This is a genomic window from Piscinibacter sp. PDB5-1 (assembly GCF_056676035.1).
Window position 1 is genome coordinate 482,406 of sequence record NZ_JBWVZL010000002.1, and the last position, 13,694, is coordinate 496,099.

Annotated in this window: 14 protein-coding genes; 5 read left to right on the forward strand and 9 right to left on the reverse strand. The window is 64.5% G+C overall.

Features of this window, described 5'->3' with window-relative positions; translation table 11 throughout:
* Window positions 1-205: 205 nt before the first annotated feature.
* Window positions 206-1,084, forward strand: coding sequence for a hypothetical protein (locus AC1KAT_RS09555; RefSeq protein WP_480325176.1), 879 nt, complete (start codon window positions 206-208; stop codon window positions 1,082-1,084).
* Window positions 1,085-1,263: 179 nt separating this feature from the next.
* On the opposite strand, the gene AC1KAT_RS09560 is transcribed toward AC1KAT_RS09555, so the two are convergent.
* Window positions 1,264-2,148 (reverse strand): hypothetical protein, encoded by an 885-nt coding sequence (locus AC1KAT_RS09560; RefSeq protein ID WP_480325178.1) that lies wholly within the window; start codon window positions 2,146-2,148, stop codon window positions 1,264-1,266.
* 554 nt (window positions 2,149-2,702) lie between these two features.
* Between AC1KAT_RS09560 and AC1KAT_RS09565 the strand changes: the two genes are divergently transcribed.
* The 4 genes from AC1KAT_RS09565 to AC1KAT_RS09580 all read left to right on the forward strand — a co-directional run bounded on the left by AC1KAT_RS09565 (window position 2,703) and on the right by AC1KAT_RS09580 (window position 7,448).
* On the forward strand, window positions 2,703-3,581 hold the full coding sequence (locus AC1KAT_RS09565; protein ID WP_480325180.1) for a hypothetical protein: 879 nt from the start codon (window positions 2,703-2,705) through the stop codon (window positions 3,579-3,581).
* A 481-nt stretch (window positions 3,582-4,062) separates the two neighbouring features.
* Complete coding sequence (locus tag AC1KAT_RS09570; protein ID WP_480325182.1) at window positions 4,063-4,941, forward strand: hypothetical protein; 879 nt, start codon at window positions 4,063-4,065, stop codon at window positions 4,939-4,941.
* Between the two features lie 348 nt (window positions 4,942-5,289).
* Window positions 5,290-6,168 (forward strand): hypothetical protein, encoded by an 879-nt coding sequence (locus tag AC1KAT_RS09575; protein WP_480325184.1) that lies wholly within the window; start codon window positions 5,290-5,292, stop codon window positions 6,166-6,168.
* A gap of 407 nt (window positions 6,169-6,575) precedes the next feature.
* The gene (locus AC1KAT_RS09580; RefSeq protein ID WP_480325186.1) at window positions 6,576-7,448 is read left to right on the forward strand and encodes a hypothetical protein; all 873 of its coding nucleotides are present in this window, start codon (window positions 6,576-6,578) and stop codon (window positions 7,446-7,448) included.
* 482 nt (window positions 7,449-7,930) lie between these two features.
* On the opposite strand, the gene AC1KAT_RS09585 is transcribed toward AC1KAT_RS09580, so the two are convergent.
* The 8 genes from AC1KAT_RS09585 to AC1KAT_RS09620 form a co-directional block, all read right to left on the reverse strand.
* Window positions 7,931-8,734 carry a helix-turn-helix domain-containing protein gene (locus AC1KAT_RS09585; protein WP_480325188.1) on the reverse strand — a complete coding sequence of 268 codons (804 nt, stop codon included), beginning with the start codon at window positions 8,732-8,734 and terminating at the stop codon, window positions 7,931-7,933.
* A 252-nt stretch (window positions 8,735-8,986) separates the two neighbouring features.
* Window positions 8,987-9,748, reverse strand: a complete 762-nt coding sequence (gene fliR, locus AC1KAT_RS09590) for a flagellar biosynthetic protein FliR (protein WP_480325190.1) — start codon at window positions 9,746-9,748, stop codon at window positions 8,987-8,989.
* Between the two features lie 68 nt (window positions 9,749-9,816).
* The gene (fliQ, locus tag AC1KAT_RS09595; protein WP_480325192.1) at window positions 9,817-10,086 is read right to left on the reverse strand and encodes a flagellar biosynthesis protein FliQ; all 270 of its coding nucleotides are present in this window, start codon (window positions 10,084-10,086) and stop codon (window positions 9,817-9,819) included.
* Window positions 10,087-10,222: 136 nt separating this feature from the next.
* On the reverse strand, window positions 10,223-11,008 hold the full coding sequence (gene fliP, locus AC1KAT_RS09600; protein WP_480325194.1) for a flagellar type III secretion system pore protein FliP: 786 nt from the start codon (window positions 11,006-11,008) through the stop codon (window positions 10,223-10,225).
* Between the two features lie 11 nt (window positions 11,009-11,019).
* On the reverse strand, window positions 11,020-11,397 hold the full coding sequence (locus AC1KAT_RS09605) for a FliO/MopB family protein (protein WP_480325196.1): 378 nt from the start codon (window positions 11,395-11,397) through the stop codon (window positions 11,020-11,022).
* 47 nt (window positions 11,398-11,444) lie between these two features.
* Complete coding sequence (gene fliN, locus AC1KAT_RS09610; protein WP_480325198.1) at window positions 11,445-11,882, reverse strand: flagellar motor switch protein FliN; 438 nt, start codon at window positions 11,880-11,882, stop codon at window positions 11,445-11,447.
* Window positions 11,872-12,876, reverse strand: a complete 1,005-nt coding sequence (gene fliM, locus AC1KAT_RS09615; RefSeq protein WP_480325200.1) for a flagellar motor switch protein FliM — start codon at window positions 12,874-12,876, stop codon at window positions 11,872-11,874. Before fliM ends, fliN begins: the two co-directional genes overlap by 11 nt.
* A gap of 123 nt (window positions 12,877-12,999) precedes the next feature.
* Window positions 13,000-13,602, reverse strand: coding sequence for a flagellar basal body-associated FliL family protein (locus AC1KAT_RS09620; protein WP_480325202.1), 603 nt, complete (start codon window positions 13,600-13,602; stop codon window positions 13,000-13,002).
* Window positions 13,603-13,694: the final 92 nt, after the last annotated feature.

Below are 13,694 nucleotides of genomic sequence, written 5' to 3' on the forward strand. Positions count from 1 at the left end.
CGGCAGGCCTCGGGCAGGGCGGTGTTGCCAGCCCCTGCGCCAGCAGCAAACCCATGCAAATCGCCCCGGGGTAAACGATGCGATGAACTGCGCAACTCCGTGCAATCCCACCGAAATCCGGCATCACAAACTTCGCCCCGTTGTTCGATTCAAGCGGCATCGCATCGAACAACGATTCAGCACTCAACAACGAAGAGGAGACTCCATGAAGACATTCATCAAGCTCGGCAAGTTCGCTCTGTCGATGGCAGCCCTGGCGGGTGCGTGCTGGTCGGGCGCGGCCACGGCCGCCAACTTCACGTCCAACTACTCGGCGGGCGGCGTCACCTACAGCATGAAGGGCACCGAGCCCGACGACTCGGCCAAGCACCCGGTGTTCATCTACACCGTGGGTACCACTGAGACTTGGGACAACGGCCAGGCCATGGCCGCCGTGGCCGAGATGGCCGCCAAGGGCTTCGTCGCCGCCGCCGTGCAGTACGACAGCTCGGCGTTCGGCACCTGCTCGCAGATCCTCTCGAAGGCCAAGTACATCTACAACAGCGGCTCGACCAGCAGCGCCGTGTCGAAGCTGTGCGCGCGTGGCAAGGCCGACTGCTCGAAGGGCGTGGTCACCGCCGGCTTCAGCCAGGGCTCGATCATCGCCATCAACGCGAAGAACTACGACTCGCGCGTGCGTGCGGCCTATGGCATGGGAGCGCACAACTACTACAGCGGCTACACGATGAACTCGTGCATGAACGCCGGCAACTACACGCTGAGCAAGAACAACGTGCGCATCGTGAACGGCGAAGTCGATTCGTTCCCGGGCGGCACGGCCAGCACCGTGCGCTCGTCGTCGCAGTCGGTCGCCGGCAAGACCTGCAGTTCCACGTCCTACGAGTGCCTCAACACCAACGGCAGCGGCTGGATCATGATCCGCAACAGCGCCGTGGGCGACGGCTCGGCCGACCACTGCTACCAACGCGCCAGCCTCGGCTGCTCGGGCAGCCAAGACTCTCTCGACAACGCCTGGCGCAACGGCAGTGCCAACTGGGGCATCAAGGCCAACCTGCACTGGCTGTCGGGATTCGCCACGCAATAAGCCCGCCGGGAATGCCGCGTGTCCCACGCGGCGAGGCCCATGCGCAGCGAAATGGGTGCTTCTGCGAAGCACCCTTTTTTTCATCGTCGCGTGTGCGCAGGCACCGGGTGCGCGGGCGAATGAGAAAGGGCCTGCAATGCAGGCCCTTGGAGTCGCCACCGCGGTGGCCGCGCCCACCGTCAGGGGCTGACGTAGGTCTTCAGCCAGTTCAGCGTGGGGTGAAGCTGCCAGGCGGCCGAGCCGTTCAGGTAGCCCGAATCGACGCTCGCACCGCTGCAGCCGCCATTGAGCATGAAACAGTGGTCGGCCGCGCCGTCTTGCACTTCGCTGTCGCGCACGATGTACCAGCCGCTGCCGTTGGCACGGAAGCACGAGTACGAGGTGCTGCTGCACGACAGACCGGTCACTTCGACGTTGGTGCTGCGCACGGTCGATGCGTTGGGGCCGACGAAGAGGTCTTGCTCGCCGTTGATCAGGCGGATGCGGTCAGAGGTCTGCGTGTGGCGCCCGTTGTCCATGCACGAAGCCAGGTCGTAGCCCGAGTAGTAATTGCCGGTGCCCTGCCCCATCGACGCACGCACGCGGCTGTCGGAGTTGCGCGCCAGCACCGAGACGATCGAGCCCTGGCTCAGGCCGCCGGTGACGATGCCCTTCGAGCAGTCGGCCTTGGCGCGCGCGCACAGCTTGGCGACTGCCGAGTTCGTGTTCGACGGGTTGAAGATGCACTTGGCCTTGGTACCGATCGACGAACACGAGCCGAAGGTGCCGTTGGAGTAGGCCACGGTCGCCGCGACGAATCCCTTGGCCGCCATCGCGTTGACGGCGGCGATGGCGATGTTGCTGTCGTAGGCCTCGCCGGTGCCACCGGTGTGGATGTAGACCGGGTACTTGCCCGAGGCGCTGGGCTCGGCGCCCTTGATGTTGTAGCTCGACGAGCACAGCGACGAGGTGCCGCCGCGGTAGGTGGCGGTGAAGTTGGTGGTCTGCGCGAAGGCCGAGGCGCCAACGACCATGGCCGCGAGCACGAGGCTGGCTTGGGTGAACCGAAGGGTTGTGAGTTTCATGAGGTCTCCTGGGTTTTATGAAGAGAGGTGCGCTTGCGGCGCGGCATGCACCGGCGCAAGCGGCGCGCATGCTTGCACCACCCCCAGCCCCGGGCTATGACGAACTTGCTGAATGCGAGCACGGCAGCAAGATCGTCCAAATGAACCCCGTGAAAACGCTGACGTGGGTTCATTGAATGTCGCGACTGGGTTAAATCTTTGCACAATGAATTGCCGCAGACTCATCCGCTTTGCGGCAATTGATTTGCCATCAGATCAGGCTCTTCATGGCCTTTCTATGGCGCCGCCTCGGTTGGCTGCATGTGCACCATCGGGTTTGAAATTCATTCCTGTCTCCAAGGGAAGTTCGGGTGCCTCGACTCGGGTCGAGGCACCCGTTTTTTTGATCCTGTTTTTCAAGCCGGTCCTCGTCGGGTTTTCGTTCACGTCAATTCATCGCCTTTCGACAACTGAATAAAAGACGCATTCGATTCATCAATTGCAGACTTCTCGACGTCGTTGAATTGCAGCCCATTGCACAACGGCATTTCGTAATTCATACAAGGAGACAACCCATGAAGACCCGATTCTTTTCGCGTGCCGCCCAAGCCATGGCACTGCTGGCCGGCCTGAGCCTCGGCAGCTCGGTGCTGGCGGCCAACTTCACCGCCAGCTACTCGGCAGGGCTGACCACCTACAGCATCAAGGGCACCGAGCCCGACACCAGCGGCACCAAGCACCCGGTGTTCATCTACACCGTGGGCACCACCGAGAACTGGGACAACGGCCAGGCGATGGCCGCCGTGGCCGAGATGGCCGCCAAAGGCTTCGTCGCTGCTGCCGTGCAGTACGACAGCGCGCTCTTCGGCACCTGCTCGCAGATCCTCTCGAAGGCCAAGTACATCTACAACAGCGGCTCGACCAGCAGCGCCGTGTCGAAGCTGTGCGCGCGCGCCAAGGCCGACTGCTCGAAGGGCGTGGTCACCGCCGGCTTCAGCCAGGGCTCGGTGATCGCCATCAACGCACGCAACTACGACACACGCGTGCGGGCCGCCTACGGCATGGGCTCACACAACCTGTACACCACCTACGTGATGAACTCGTGCATGAACGCCGGCAACTACACGCTGAGCAAGAACAACCTGCGCATCGTGAATGGCGAGTCCGACTCCATCCCGGGCAGCACAGCCAGCGCCGTGCGCTCGTCGTCGCAGTCGGTCGCGGGCAAGACCTGCAGTTCCACGTCCTACGAGTGCCTCAACACCAACGGCAGCGGCTGGATCATGATCCGCAACAGCGCCGTGGGCGACGGTTCGGCCGACCACTGCTACCAGCGGTCGAGCCTGGGTTGCACCGGCAGCCAGGACCTGCTCGACAACGCCTGGCGCAATGGCTCGGCCAACTGGGGCCTGAAGGCCAACCTGAACTGGCTGCAGGGTTTCGCGCCGCGCTGAAGCCCAGGCGGGCCGGGTGGCCTGCACGCTGCTGCGCCGACGCGCGGCCTCGGCCGGCCTGAAGACGCTCCGCAACGCGGGGCGTTTTTTCTTGTGGCGGACAACGCCCGTTCACACCCAAAGGACGCTCGCGTGACTCAACAAACGGCCGCCATCGAGGCGCAAAGCGCAGCTGTAGCGTGCGCTGCACCGAGCATTTGCAACGCTGACGGCGGCCGTTTGTTGAGATCACCCGAAGGGCCCGAGGGCTGCGAGTGCCCTTCGGGTGTGAACAGGCCCTAGGGGAATCACCCCCCGGGAGTTCCCCGGGTTTGACGACTTCGTTCAATTGGTCACGGATGGCGCTAGGCAGACTGGCGCGGCTTTTAGACGAGTTGAAAGCGAGCGCGTGACCGTCGCGCCACCGAGCGGTTGGCTGCACCACCCCCGCAGCGAACCACCGCGCCAAAAAAACGATTCAACCGACAACGGAGACAACCCCATGACGATCGCATCGCACTTCCGCAAGTTCGCATTGGCTGCCGCGGCCCTGGCCGGCCTGGCCGTCAGCTCGACCACCTTTGCCGCCAACTTCACGGCCAACTACTCGGCGGGCCTCACGCGCTACAACATCAAGGGCACCGAGCCCGACACCACCACCAAGCACCCGGTGTTCATCTACACCGTCGGCACCACCGAGAACTACGACAACGCCCAAGCCATGGGCGCCGTCGCCGAGATGGCCGCCAAGGGCTTCGTCGCCGCCGCTGTCGAATACGACAGCTCGCTGTTCGGCACCTGCTCGCAGATCCTCTCGAAGGCCAAGTACATCTACAACCCCAGCTCGTCGAGCAGCGCCGTCTCGCGCCTGTGCTCACGTGCCCGCGCCGATTGCTCGAAGGGCATCGTCGTGGCCGGCTTCAGCCAGGGGTCGGTGATCGCCATCAACGCGAAGAACTACGACACCCGCGTGCGCGCCGCCTACGGCATGGGCTCGCACAACCTGTACACCACGTACGTGATGAACTCGTGCATGAACAACGGCAGCACGGTCAAGCTCAACCGCAGTCTGCTGCGCGTGGTCAACGGCCAGAGCGACATCTTCCCGGGCGGCACGGCCATCACTGTGCGCAGCTCGACCGAAGCCGTCACCGGCAAGAGCTGCGGCTCGACCGCCTACGAATGCCTCAACGCCAACGGCAGCGGCTGGATCATGATCCGCGACAGCGCCGTGGGCGACGGCTCGGCCGACCACTGCTACCAGCGCGTCGGCGGCTGCACGGGTCTGCAAAGCACGACCGACAGCACCTGGCGCAACGGCACGGTCAACTGGGGTCTGAAGGCCAACCTCGACTGGCTGCAAGGCTTCGCCCCGCGCTGATCGGCAGCGTCTTTCCGACACCTCGACCCGTGACCCTCCAGGGCTGCGGGGTTTGAGCAAGGCACCTCGGCCTCGGCCCAGGTGCCTTTTTTCATTCGCACAGCGAATGACCTGCCGTGGCGCGCTCGCCTTGAACCGAAACGCTAGCGATTTCCCGCATGGGGGTTTCCACGAGATTTGCCGACTGCGTTCAATTGAGGGTCAGCCCCAGCTGGGCAGACTCGTGAGGTTCTCCACACCGCATGGAGAGCGAGCGCTTCACCCTGCGCACGCCAGAGCCAGCTGCCGCACCCACCCGTGTGCCAGCCACCCGGCCGACGAAAAACCGATCAATCACGGAGACGCAACATGAAACTCGCAACGCACTTCCGCAAGTTCGCATTGGCTGCCGCGGCCCTGGCCGGCCTGGCCGTCAGCTCGACCACCTTTGCCGCCAACTTCACGGCCAACTACTCGGCAGGCCTCACGCGCTACAACATCAAGGGCACCGAGCCCGACACCACCACCAAGCACCCGGTGTTCATCTACACCGTCGGCACCACCGAGGACTACGACAACGCCCAAGCCATGGGCGCGGTCGCCGAGATGGCCGCCAAGGGCTTCGTCGCTGCGGCCGTGCAGTACGACAGCTCGCTGTTCGGCACCTGCTCGCAGATCCTCTCAAAGGCCCGCTACATCTACAACCCCAGCTCGTCGAGCAGCGCCGTCTCGCGCCTGTGCTCGCGTGCCCGCGCCGATTGCTCGATGGGCATCGTCGTGGCCGGCTTCAGCCAGGGGTCGGTGATCGCCATCAACGCGAAGAACTACGACTCCCGCGTGCGCGCCGCCTACGGCATGGGCTCGCACAACCTGTACACCACGTACATCATGAACTCGTGCATGAACAACAGCCGCACGGTCAAGCTGCCGCGCACGCTGCTGCGCGTGGTCAACGGCCAGAGCGACATCTTCCCGGGCGGCACCGCGATCACCGTGCGCAGCTCGACCGAAGCCGTCACCGGCAAGAGCTGCGGCGCAACCGCCTACGAGTGCCTCAACGCCAACGGCAGCGGCTGGGTCATGATCCGCGACAGCGCCGTGGGCGACGGCTCGGCCGACCACTGCTACCAGCGCATCGGTGGCTGCCTGGGCCTGCAGAGCACGACCGACAGCACCTGGCGCAACGGCTACGAAAGCTGGAGCCTGAAGACCAACCTCGACTGGCTGCAAGGCTTCGCTCCGCGCTGAGCTGCGCCTGACGCTAGCCACACCGCCCGATGCCTCGCCGAGGCAGCCGGGCGGCCCGCAGGGCACCTCGCCGCATGGCCAGGTGCCCTTCTTGTTGGGCTGCCGGGTGGCGAGTTCCGTTCCGAAAAACGGCTGCCGTGACGCGGCGCCAACTCCGTCACACACCCGATCGGCGCTTTCTGCCTCGCCGCGAAAGCGCCGATTTTCTTTTTCGCATCGGCGTGAAATTCGCCGCACGGGCACGGCCGGGATATCCCGAAGCGCAGCGACTGCATGCAATTGCCCCGCATTCGGGGGCTTGCAGACTGTATCCAGACGAAACGAATCGCCCTCCAACTTCAGCGGATCGAATCGTCGGAACCCTTCAGTCCAAAAGCACACATCGCGCAACACCGGAGACGACGACCATGACCACCTTCTTCGCCAAGCACGTCCGCCAACTGGCCTTTGCCGCGCTGGGTCTTGCCCTCGGCGGCTCGGCCCTGGCCGCTGATTTCACCAGCAGCTACTCGGCAGGCCTGACCACCTATTCGATCAAGGGCTCGGAGCCCAACACCACGACCAAGCACCCGGTGTTCATCTACACCGTCGGCACGACCGAGGACTATGACAACGCGCAGGCCATGGGCGCCGTGGCCGAGATGGTCGCCAAGGGCTTCGTCGCCGCCGCCGTCAAGTACGACAGCTCGCTGTTCGGCACCTGCACGCAAATCCTCTCGAAGGCCAAGTACATCTACAACAGCGCCTCCACCAGCAGCGCCGTGTCGAAACTGTGTGCCCGCGCCCGCGCTGACTGCTCGAAGGGCATCGTCGTGGCCGGCTTCAGCCAGGGCTCGGTGATCGCGCTCAACGCGAAGAATTTCGACACCCGCGTGCGTGCCGCCTACGGCATGGGCTCGCACACGCTGTACACCACCTACGTCATGAACTCGTGCATGACGCCGGGCGGCTACAAGATCACCAAGGACAAGGTCCGCATCGTCAACGGCCAGAGCGACATCTTCCCCGGCGGCACCGCCACCGTCGTGCGCTCGTCGTCGCAATCGGTCGCCGGCCTGACCTGCGGCGCGCTCGACTACCAGTGCCTGGCCGCCAACGGCAGCGGCTGGATCATGATCCGCGACAGCGACGTGGGTGACGGCTCGGCCGACCACTGCTACCAGCGCGTGCTGGGTTGCACCGGCCTGCAAAGCGTCACCGACAACGCCTGGCGCTCGGGCTCGGCCAACTGGGGCCTCAAGGCCAACCTGACCTGGCTCGCCTCTTTCGCCACGCCGTGAGTCGCCCCGAGCTTCACGTGAACCGATAGTCCTTCGTTGCCGCCGGTTGACCCGGCGGCAACGGTCGTTTGAGGGCCTCAACGCCCCACCGCACGCGCCGTTCAACAGGCACCTCGCCCTCAGGCCAGGTGCCTTCTTTTTTGGGGCCCGCCGGATGCCTGTGCAGCAGCGCCTGCAGCGCACGCGCACTGCACGGCCATCGCTTGAACCCGAGACTTCGACCGAACCTGCGCCCATCGCCCGGCCCAGGCGCCACGCCGCCAAGCCCGCGCGCGATGCCGGTCTGCAACAGCCTGAGCCGGCCAGCGAAGGCGCTTCTGGAGCTACGCAGCGAGGGCCACTACTGCGCGAACTCGGACACCACGAGCGCAATCAAGCAGGTCATCGGTGCCCTGGGCGTGGCCTGGATGGAGCGCTCGCGCTCAGCGCGGGATTCGCGCTTCTGGGGCGCCGCAGCCCCGTGAACTGCGTCGTTGCGCCGACTACTCACCCTTGAACCACGAGCGAATGCCGATGTCGTCGTTGTTCAGGAAGTACGAAGGCGGCGCACCGACCGAACGGGTCCAGATGCGTGAAAAGTGCGCCGAATCGGCGAACCCGGCGGCGGCGGCGATCTCGGTGAGCGTCATGCCCTGGCTGGCCAGGGTAAAGGCAACGTCCAGCTTGCGCGAGAGCACATAGCTTCGCAACGCGATGCCCATCGAATCCGAGAACAGGTGCGACAGCCGGTGGTACGACAAGTGGATATCCTCCGCCAAGCGGTCCATCGGCGTGCGAACGTCCGCCTCGACCAGCGACATCACCCGTTGAATCCGCGCATCCAGCGGCCGTGGGGTCGGCAGGTCCGCAGCGATTCTTTTCATCACCGCATCGCTCAAGGCCTTGGCACCGCGGGCACTCAGCCGCCCTTCAAAGGCCGCGTCGATGGCATCGTCGCAATCGATGAAGTCCGCGCGAGACAAGGGCGACAGGGGCTGCGGTCTCCTCAGCGTGCTGATGACACGGAACCAGCGGCTGATCGAACCGAAGCCGATGCTCAGGACGGGAACCTGCGCCGCATGCGTGCGGCGCCACACGCCGGGCGAGACCAAGAAGGCGCTCGCACACGCCCGGTGCCCCTTGACCTCGAGTTCAAAAGCTTGCCCCGTGCGCGACAACTGCACCGAGATCGAAAATCGAACCGATTCGGAAGCCAAGCCATCGCCGACGTACAGAAATCCGTCGTCGAAGATGTAGATCCAGTTCTTTCGTGCAAGCGCTTGGGCTTTGCGTGTGGACACCGTCATTCAACCACCTGTGCAGAGCACGGCACTGCCCAGAGGCGCAATGGACATCCATGAACGGGTGTCGGCGCCGTTCTCCCGATGCCCCCTGATGGGCTGAGGACACTCGCGCCGATCAACCCCAGTTGCAGACCGTTCGTGCATGGTGCGCTTCTATTCCGGGTGCGAGCTTGAAGGAAGAGGTCGAAGTAGAGAGGGGATACCCTCAATGCCCGAAGCCAGCCCCGGGTGCGCAACCGACAGTCCGGCGAGGTCTCACTGAAACTGCGACAGCATCTGCTCCAACGCCATCGTGAACGGCGCCTGCATCATCGGCAGCGTGAACAGCATGCCGAGCAAGCCCACCGCCAGCGTGATCGGAAAGCCGATGGCGAAGATGTTCATCTGCTGCGACACGCGCGAGATGACCCCGAGCACGAGGTTCACGAACAGCAGCATCGTGATCATCGGCAGCGCGATCCACAGGCCGAGCTTGAAGATCTCGGCGCCCCAGGTCTGCGGCTGCAGGGCCCGGACGAACGCAAAGGGCTCGGGCCCGACTGGGAACGCCTGAAAGCTCGCCACCAGCGCCGCGATCAACAACAGGTGGCCGTTGATGATGATGAACAGGAACGACACCACCGTGTTGAAGAAGCGGCTCACCGCCGTGGACTGCCCGCCCGTGGCCGGGTCGAAGAAGCCCGCGTAGTTGAGGCCCATCTGCAACCCGATGAGTTCGCCCGCGAACTCGATGGCCGAAAACACGATGCGCGCCGCGAAGCCCAGCGACAAACCGATCAGCACCTGCTGGATCACCACCAGCACCGCCGCGCCCGAATCGAGCGGCACCACCGGCATCGGTGGCAACGAGGCCTGCGCGCACACGGTGATCAGGAAGGCCAGGCCCACGCGCACCCGTACCGGCACCGCGCGCTGCGAGAACACCGGCATCGTCGTGAAGAGTGCCAGCGCACGCAGAAAGGGCCACAGCAGCGGGGTGATCCACCCCATGAGCTGGGCTTCGGTGAAGGTCAGCATGGCGCGGTCACCTCATCCGTTCGCAGGGTTCGATGTCTTGCGCACAGAAGGGACGGACGCCCGACCGTTCAACCCACCACCGTCGGGATCGACTGCAGCATGCGCTGGATGTATTCGACCAGCGTGGTCAGCATCCACGGCCCGGCGATGGCGAGCACCGCCACGGCCGCGATCATCTTCGGCACGAACGACAGCGTGGCTTCGTGGATCTGCGTGGCCGCCTGGAAGATGCTCACCACCAGGCCCACGCCCAGCACCGTCAGCAAGATCGGCGCGGCCACCATCAGCAGCAGGTAGAGGCCTTGTTGGCCGAGGGTGAAGGCTTGTTGGGGGTCCATGGTCTTTTCTTTCCTTGTTCGGCCCCGCCCACACCCGTTCGGGCTGAGGTATCGAAGCCCCTGCATGACAGCTTCCGAGCGAGGACTTCGATACCTCAGTCCGAACGGTTTATCAATGCGTGATCGGCGGGGAGAGCTAGGTCACAAAGCTCGCAGCCAGCGAACCCAGCAGCAGGTTCCAGCCATCGGCCAGCACGAAGAGCATCAACTTGAAGGGCAAGGCGACGAGCACCGGGCTCAGCATCATCATCCCCAGGCTCATCAGCACGCTCGCCACGATCATGTCGATGACGAGGAAGGGAATGAAGATGAGAAAGCCGATCTGGAAGGCGCTTTTCAGCTCGCTGGTCACGAAGGCCGGCACGAGCACCTTGAAGGGCACGTCGGCGGCTTTGACGGCCGGGTCGATCTTGGCCAGCTTGGCGAACAGGGCCACGTCGGACTGGCGAGTCTGCTTGAGCATGAACTCGCGCATCGGCACCTCGCCGCGCTTGAGCGCCTCTTCGAACGCAATCTGGTTCGCCGCGTATGGCTGGTAGGCCTGCGCGTAGACGCGATCGATGGTCGGGCTCATCACGAAGAACGTGAGAAAGAGGCTCAGGCCGATGATCACCTGGTTGGGCGGCGCGGCCTGCGTGCCCAGCGCCTGGCGCAAGAGGCTTAGCACGATCACGATGCGGGTGAAGCCCGTCATCAGCAGCAGCACGGCCGGCAGGAAGCTCAGCACCGTGAAGAACAGCAGCGTCTGGATCGGCACCGAGTAGCTCGCGCCCCCGGCGCCCTGGCCCACCAGCAGCGGCAGGCCCGCGCTGCCGGCGGTCGGTGCCGCGGCGCCCTGGGCTAAAGCCAATTCAGGAATGGCCGACAACACCGTCAAGCCGGCGAGTGCAGCAAGGCGGCGCACGCCGCGCGAAGAAATCATGCGCACGGCGCTCATGCCTGCCCCCCGGTCGAACCGTTCGAATCGCTGGGGCGGCGCAGCTTGGCCAGCACCTGCGCGAACGACGCGGCCATTGGCGGCAGCGGCATGCCCGGCGCTGCCGGCACCTCGGCCTGGGGCGCCATCGTGTGCAGCGTGGTGATGCTCTGCGGCGTGATGCCCAGCACCAGCCATTGGCGGTCGTCGCCCTGCCCCACCTCGACGGTGACCACGCGCTGGCTAGGCGACAGCGGCAGCACGGCCACGCTGCGCATCAGCCCGTGCGCGGCGCCACCGCCCATCGGCGTGCGCTTCAGCAACCACAGCGCCACCGGAATCATCGCGATGATCGCGATGAACCACAGCAGCGAACCCAAACCGCTCGAAACCATCTTTGATCAACTCCGGATTTTCTTGGCTTGCAGGTTCATTCGTGCCTTCACCCGCCGCGGCTCAGGCGGCGCATGCGCTCGCTCGGCGTGACGATGTCGGTCAGGCGAATGCCGAACTTGTCGTTCACGACCACGACTTCGCCTTGCGCGATGAGGTAGCCGTTGACCAGCACGTCCATCGGCTCGCCGGCCAGCGCGTCGAGTTCGACGACCGAGCCCTGGGCCAGCTGCAGGATGTGCTTGATCGGAATGCGCGTGCGACCCAGTTCCACGGTGAGCTGCACCGGGATGTCCAGGATCATGTTGATGTCGTTGCCCGCGGCCACCGCCGTCGAGTTCGAGAAGTTGTCGAACGCGACCGGTGCGACCTGGTCGGCGGCGACCTCGCTCGCGGCCGTGGGCTTGGCTTCGGCCAGCGCCGCCGCCCACTCGGCGGCCATCGCGTCTTCTTCGCTTTGCGGGGCGGCGTTGTTGTCAGTTGACATTGTTTTCTCCGAGCCAGGTCATGTTGGAACTGGACAGCATGTGATCGACCTTCAAGGCGTACTTGCCGTTCGAGACGCCGTAGTGGCAGTCAAAGATGGGCACTCCGCAGACCTTGCCCTGGATGCCCGCTTCGAGGTCGAGCTCGATGAAGTCACCGGGCTTGAAGCTCAGCAGCTGCTCGACCGTCGCCTCGGCGGTGGCGAGTTCGGCAACGACCTCGACCGTGGCCGCCTGGATCTGCTGCTTCATCAGGTTGACCCAGCGCCGGTCGGGTTCGTTGCTGTCGCCCTGGATCGTCGAATACAGCACGTCGCGGATCGGCTCCAGCGTCGCGTAAGGAATGCAGAAGTGGATCGTTCCCGAGGTGTCGCCGATCTCGAGCGTGAAGCTCGTGGCAACGACGATCTCGCTGGGCGTGGCGATGTTGGCGAACTGCGGCTGCATCTCCGAGCGCTGGTAGTCCAGCTCCAGCGGATAAATGCCCTGCCAGGCCTTCTTGTACTCGGCGGTGATCACCTCGATGAGCCGCGTGATGATGCGCTGCTCGGTGGGCGAGAAGTCACGACCTTCGATGCGCGTATGAAACTTGCCGGCGCCGCCGAAGAGCGCGTCGATCACCGCAAACACCAGCGTCGGGTCGCACACGATCAGGCCAGAGCCGCGCAGCGGGCGCACCGAAAGAATGTTGAAGTTCGTGGGCACCACGATCTCGCGCAGGAAGGCGCTGTACTTCTGCACCTTCACGCCGCCGATCGAGATTTCGGGGCTCTTGCGGATGAAGTTGAACATCCCGATGCGGATGTTGCGGGCGAAGCGCTCGTTGATGATTTCCATCGTGGGCATGCGCCCACGCACGATGCGCTCTTGGCTCGCGATGTCGTAGTCGCGAATGCCGCCCTGCTGGGTGTCCTCTTCCTCCAGCTTCTGGCTTTCGCCGGTGATGCCCTGCAGCAGGGCATCAACTTCGTCTTGCGAGAGGATCTGTTGGCTCATGTGAGCCCCTCATTCGATGGGTACATCGACCGATCCCCCGAGGGAATGCGGGCCGGCTTGGGAGCGGCCCGGCGCTGAGGCCGCCGCAGAACCAATGACAAGGGGTGGTTCATCGTTCGGCCTTCACTGAATGATGAAGTTCGAGAAGTGCACGTTCTTGACCGGGCTCTCGACGGCCTTCTTCTTTTTCTTCGAGCCGCCGTTGGCGCTCAGGTCCACGCCGAGCGGCAGCGCCGCTTCGCGCATGATTTCGCGGGCCAGTTGTTCCTTGCCGGGGCGGTCGAGCAGCTCGCCGGCGGTCTTGTGTGACAGCACCATCAAGATGCCGTTGCGGATGGCCGGCATGTAGAGCTTGATTTCTTCGGCGACCTTGGCGTCGTCCACTTCGAGCGTGACCCCGACCTGCGCATAGCGCTCGGTGTCCTTGTCGGCGAGGTTCACGACGAAGGCATCGAGGGGAATGAAGATCGGCGGGTGCTTCTTGGCGTCCTTGTCCTTCTTCTTCGCGGACGAGGCTTCGGCGTCTTCGTCGCCTTCGTCGGCGGCGACCTCGCCGTCCTCGTCTTCAGCCGCAGCGGCCGCGGCGGCAGCGTTCTTCTTCGCAATGAAGACGGCCGCACCCCCACCCACCAGCACGAGCAGCAGCACGGCGGCAATGATGATGATCAGCTTCTTCTTGCCCTTGGGTGCGGGTGCGCCCGAGGCTTCGGCAGTGGCGGTGGCCATCCAGACTCCTTCGCGCGGCCGCAACCAATGCGGCCTGCATGAAGGAAATTATGGAAACCGCACCCCTCTGGCGATGCCCAGAAAAGCGGGGG

Excerpts from the sequence above, each read along its gene's own strand:
- AC1KAT_RS09565 (WP_480325180.1), top strand. The coding sequence starts at position 2,703 with ATGAAGACCCGATTCTTTTCGCGTGCCGCCCAAGCCATGGCACTGCTG.
- fliR (WP_480325190.1), bottom strand. The coding sequence starts at position 9,748 with ATGCTGACCTTCACCGAAGCCCAGCTCATGGGGTGGATCACCCCGCTG.
- fliN (WP_480325198.1), bottom strand. The coding sequence starts at position 11,882 with ATGTCAACTGACAACAACGCCGCCCCGCAAAGCGAAGAAGACGCGATG.
- AC1KAT_RS09585 (WP_480325188.1), bottom strand. The coding sequence starts at position 8,734 with ATGACGGTGTCCACACGCAAAGCCCAAGCGCTTGCACGAAAGAACTGG.
- AC1KAT_RS09570 (WP_480325182.1), top strand. The coding sequence starts at position 4,063 with ATGACGATCGCATCGCACTTCCGCAAGTTCGCATTGGCTGCCGCGGCC.
- AC1KAT_RS09620 (WP_480325202.1), bottom strand. The coding sequence starts at position 13,602 with ATGGCCACCGCCACTGCCGAAGCCTCGGGCGCACCCGCACCCAAGGGC.
- AC1KAT_RS09575 (WP_480325184.1), top strand. The coding sequence starts at position 5,290 with ATGAAACTCGCAACGCACTTCCGCAAGTTCGCATTGGCTGCCGCGGCC.
- AC1KAT_RS09605 (WP_480325196.1), bottom strand. The coding sequence starts at position 11,397 with ATGGTTTCGAGCGGTTTGGGTTCGCTGCTGTGGTTCATCGCGATCATC.
- AC1KAT_RS09555 (WP_480325176.1), top strand. The coding sequence starts at position 206 with ATGAAGACATTCATCAAGCTCGGCAAGTTCGCTCTGTCGATGGCAGCC.
- AC1KAT_RS09560 (WP_480325178.1), bottom strand. The coding sequence starts at position 2,148 with ATGAAACTCACAACCCTTCGGTTCACCCAAGCCAGCCTCGTGCTCGCG.
- fliP (WP_480325194.1), bottom strand. The coding sequence starts at position 11,008 with ATGATTTCTTCGCGCGGCGTGCGCCGCCTTGCTGCACTCGCCGGCTTG.
- fliQ (WP_480325192.1), bottom strand. The coding sequence starts at position 10,086 with ATGGACCCCCAACAAGCCTTCACCCTCGGCCAACAAGGCCTCTACCTG.
- AC1KAT_RS09580 (WP_480325186.1), top strand. The coding sequence starts at position 6,576 with ATGACCACCTTCTTCGCCAAGCACGTCCGCCAACTGGCCTTTGCCGCG.
- fliM (WP_480325200.1), bottom strand. The coding sequence starts at position 12,876 with ATGAGCCAACAGATCCTCTCGCAAGACGAAGTTGATGCCCTGCTGCAG.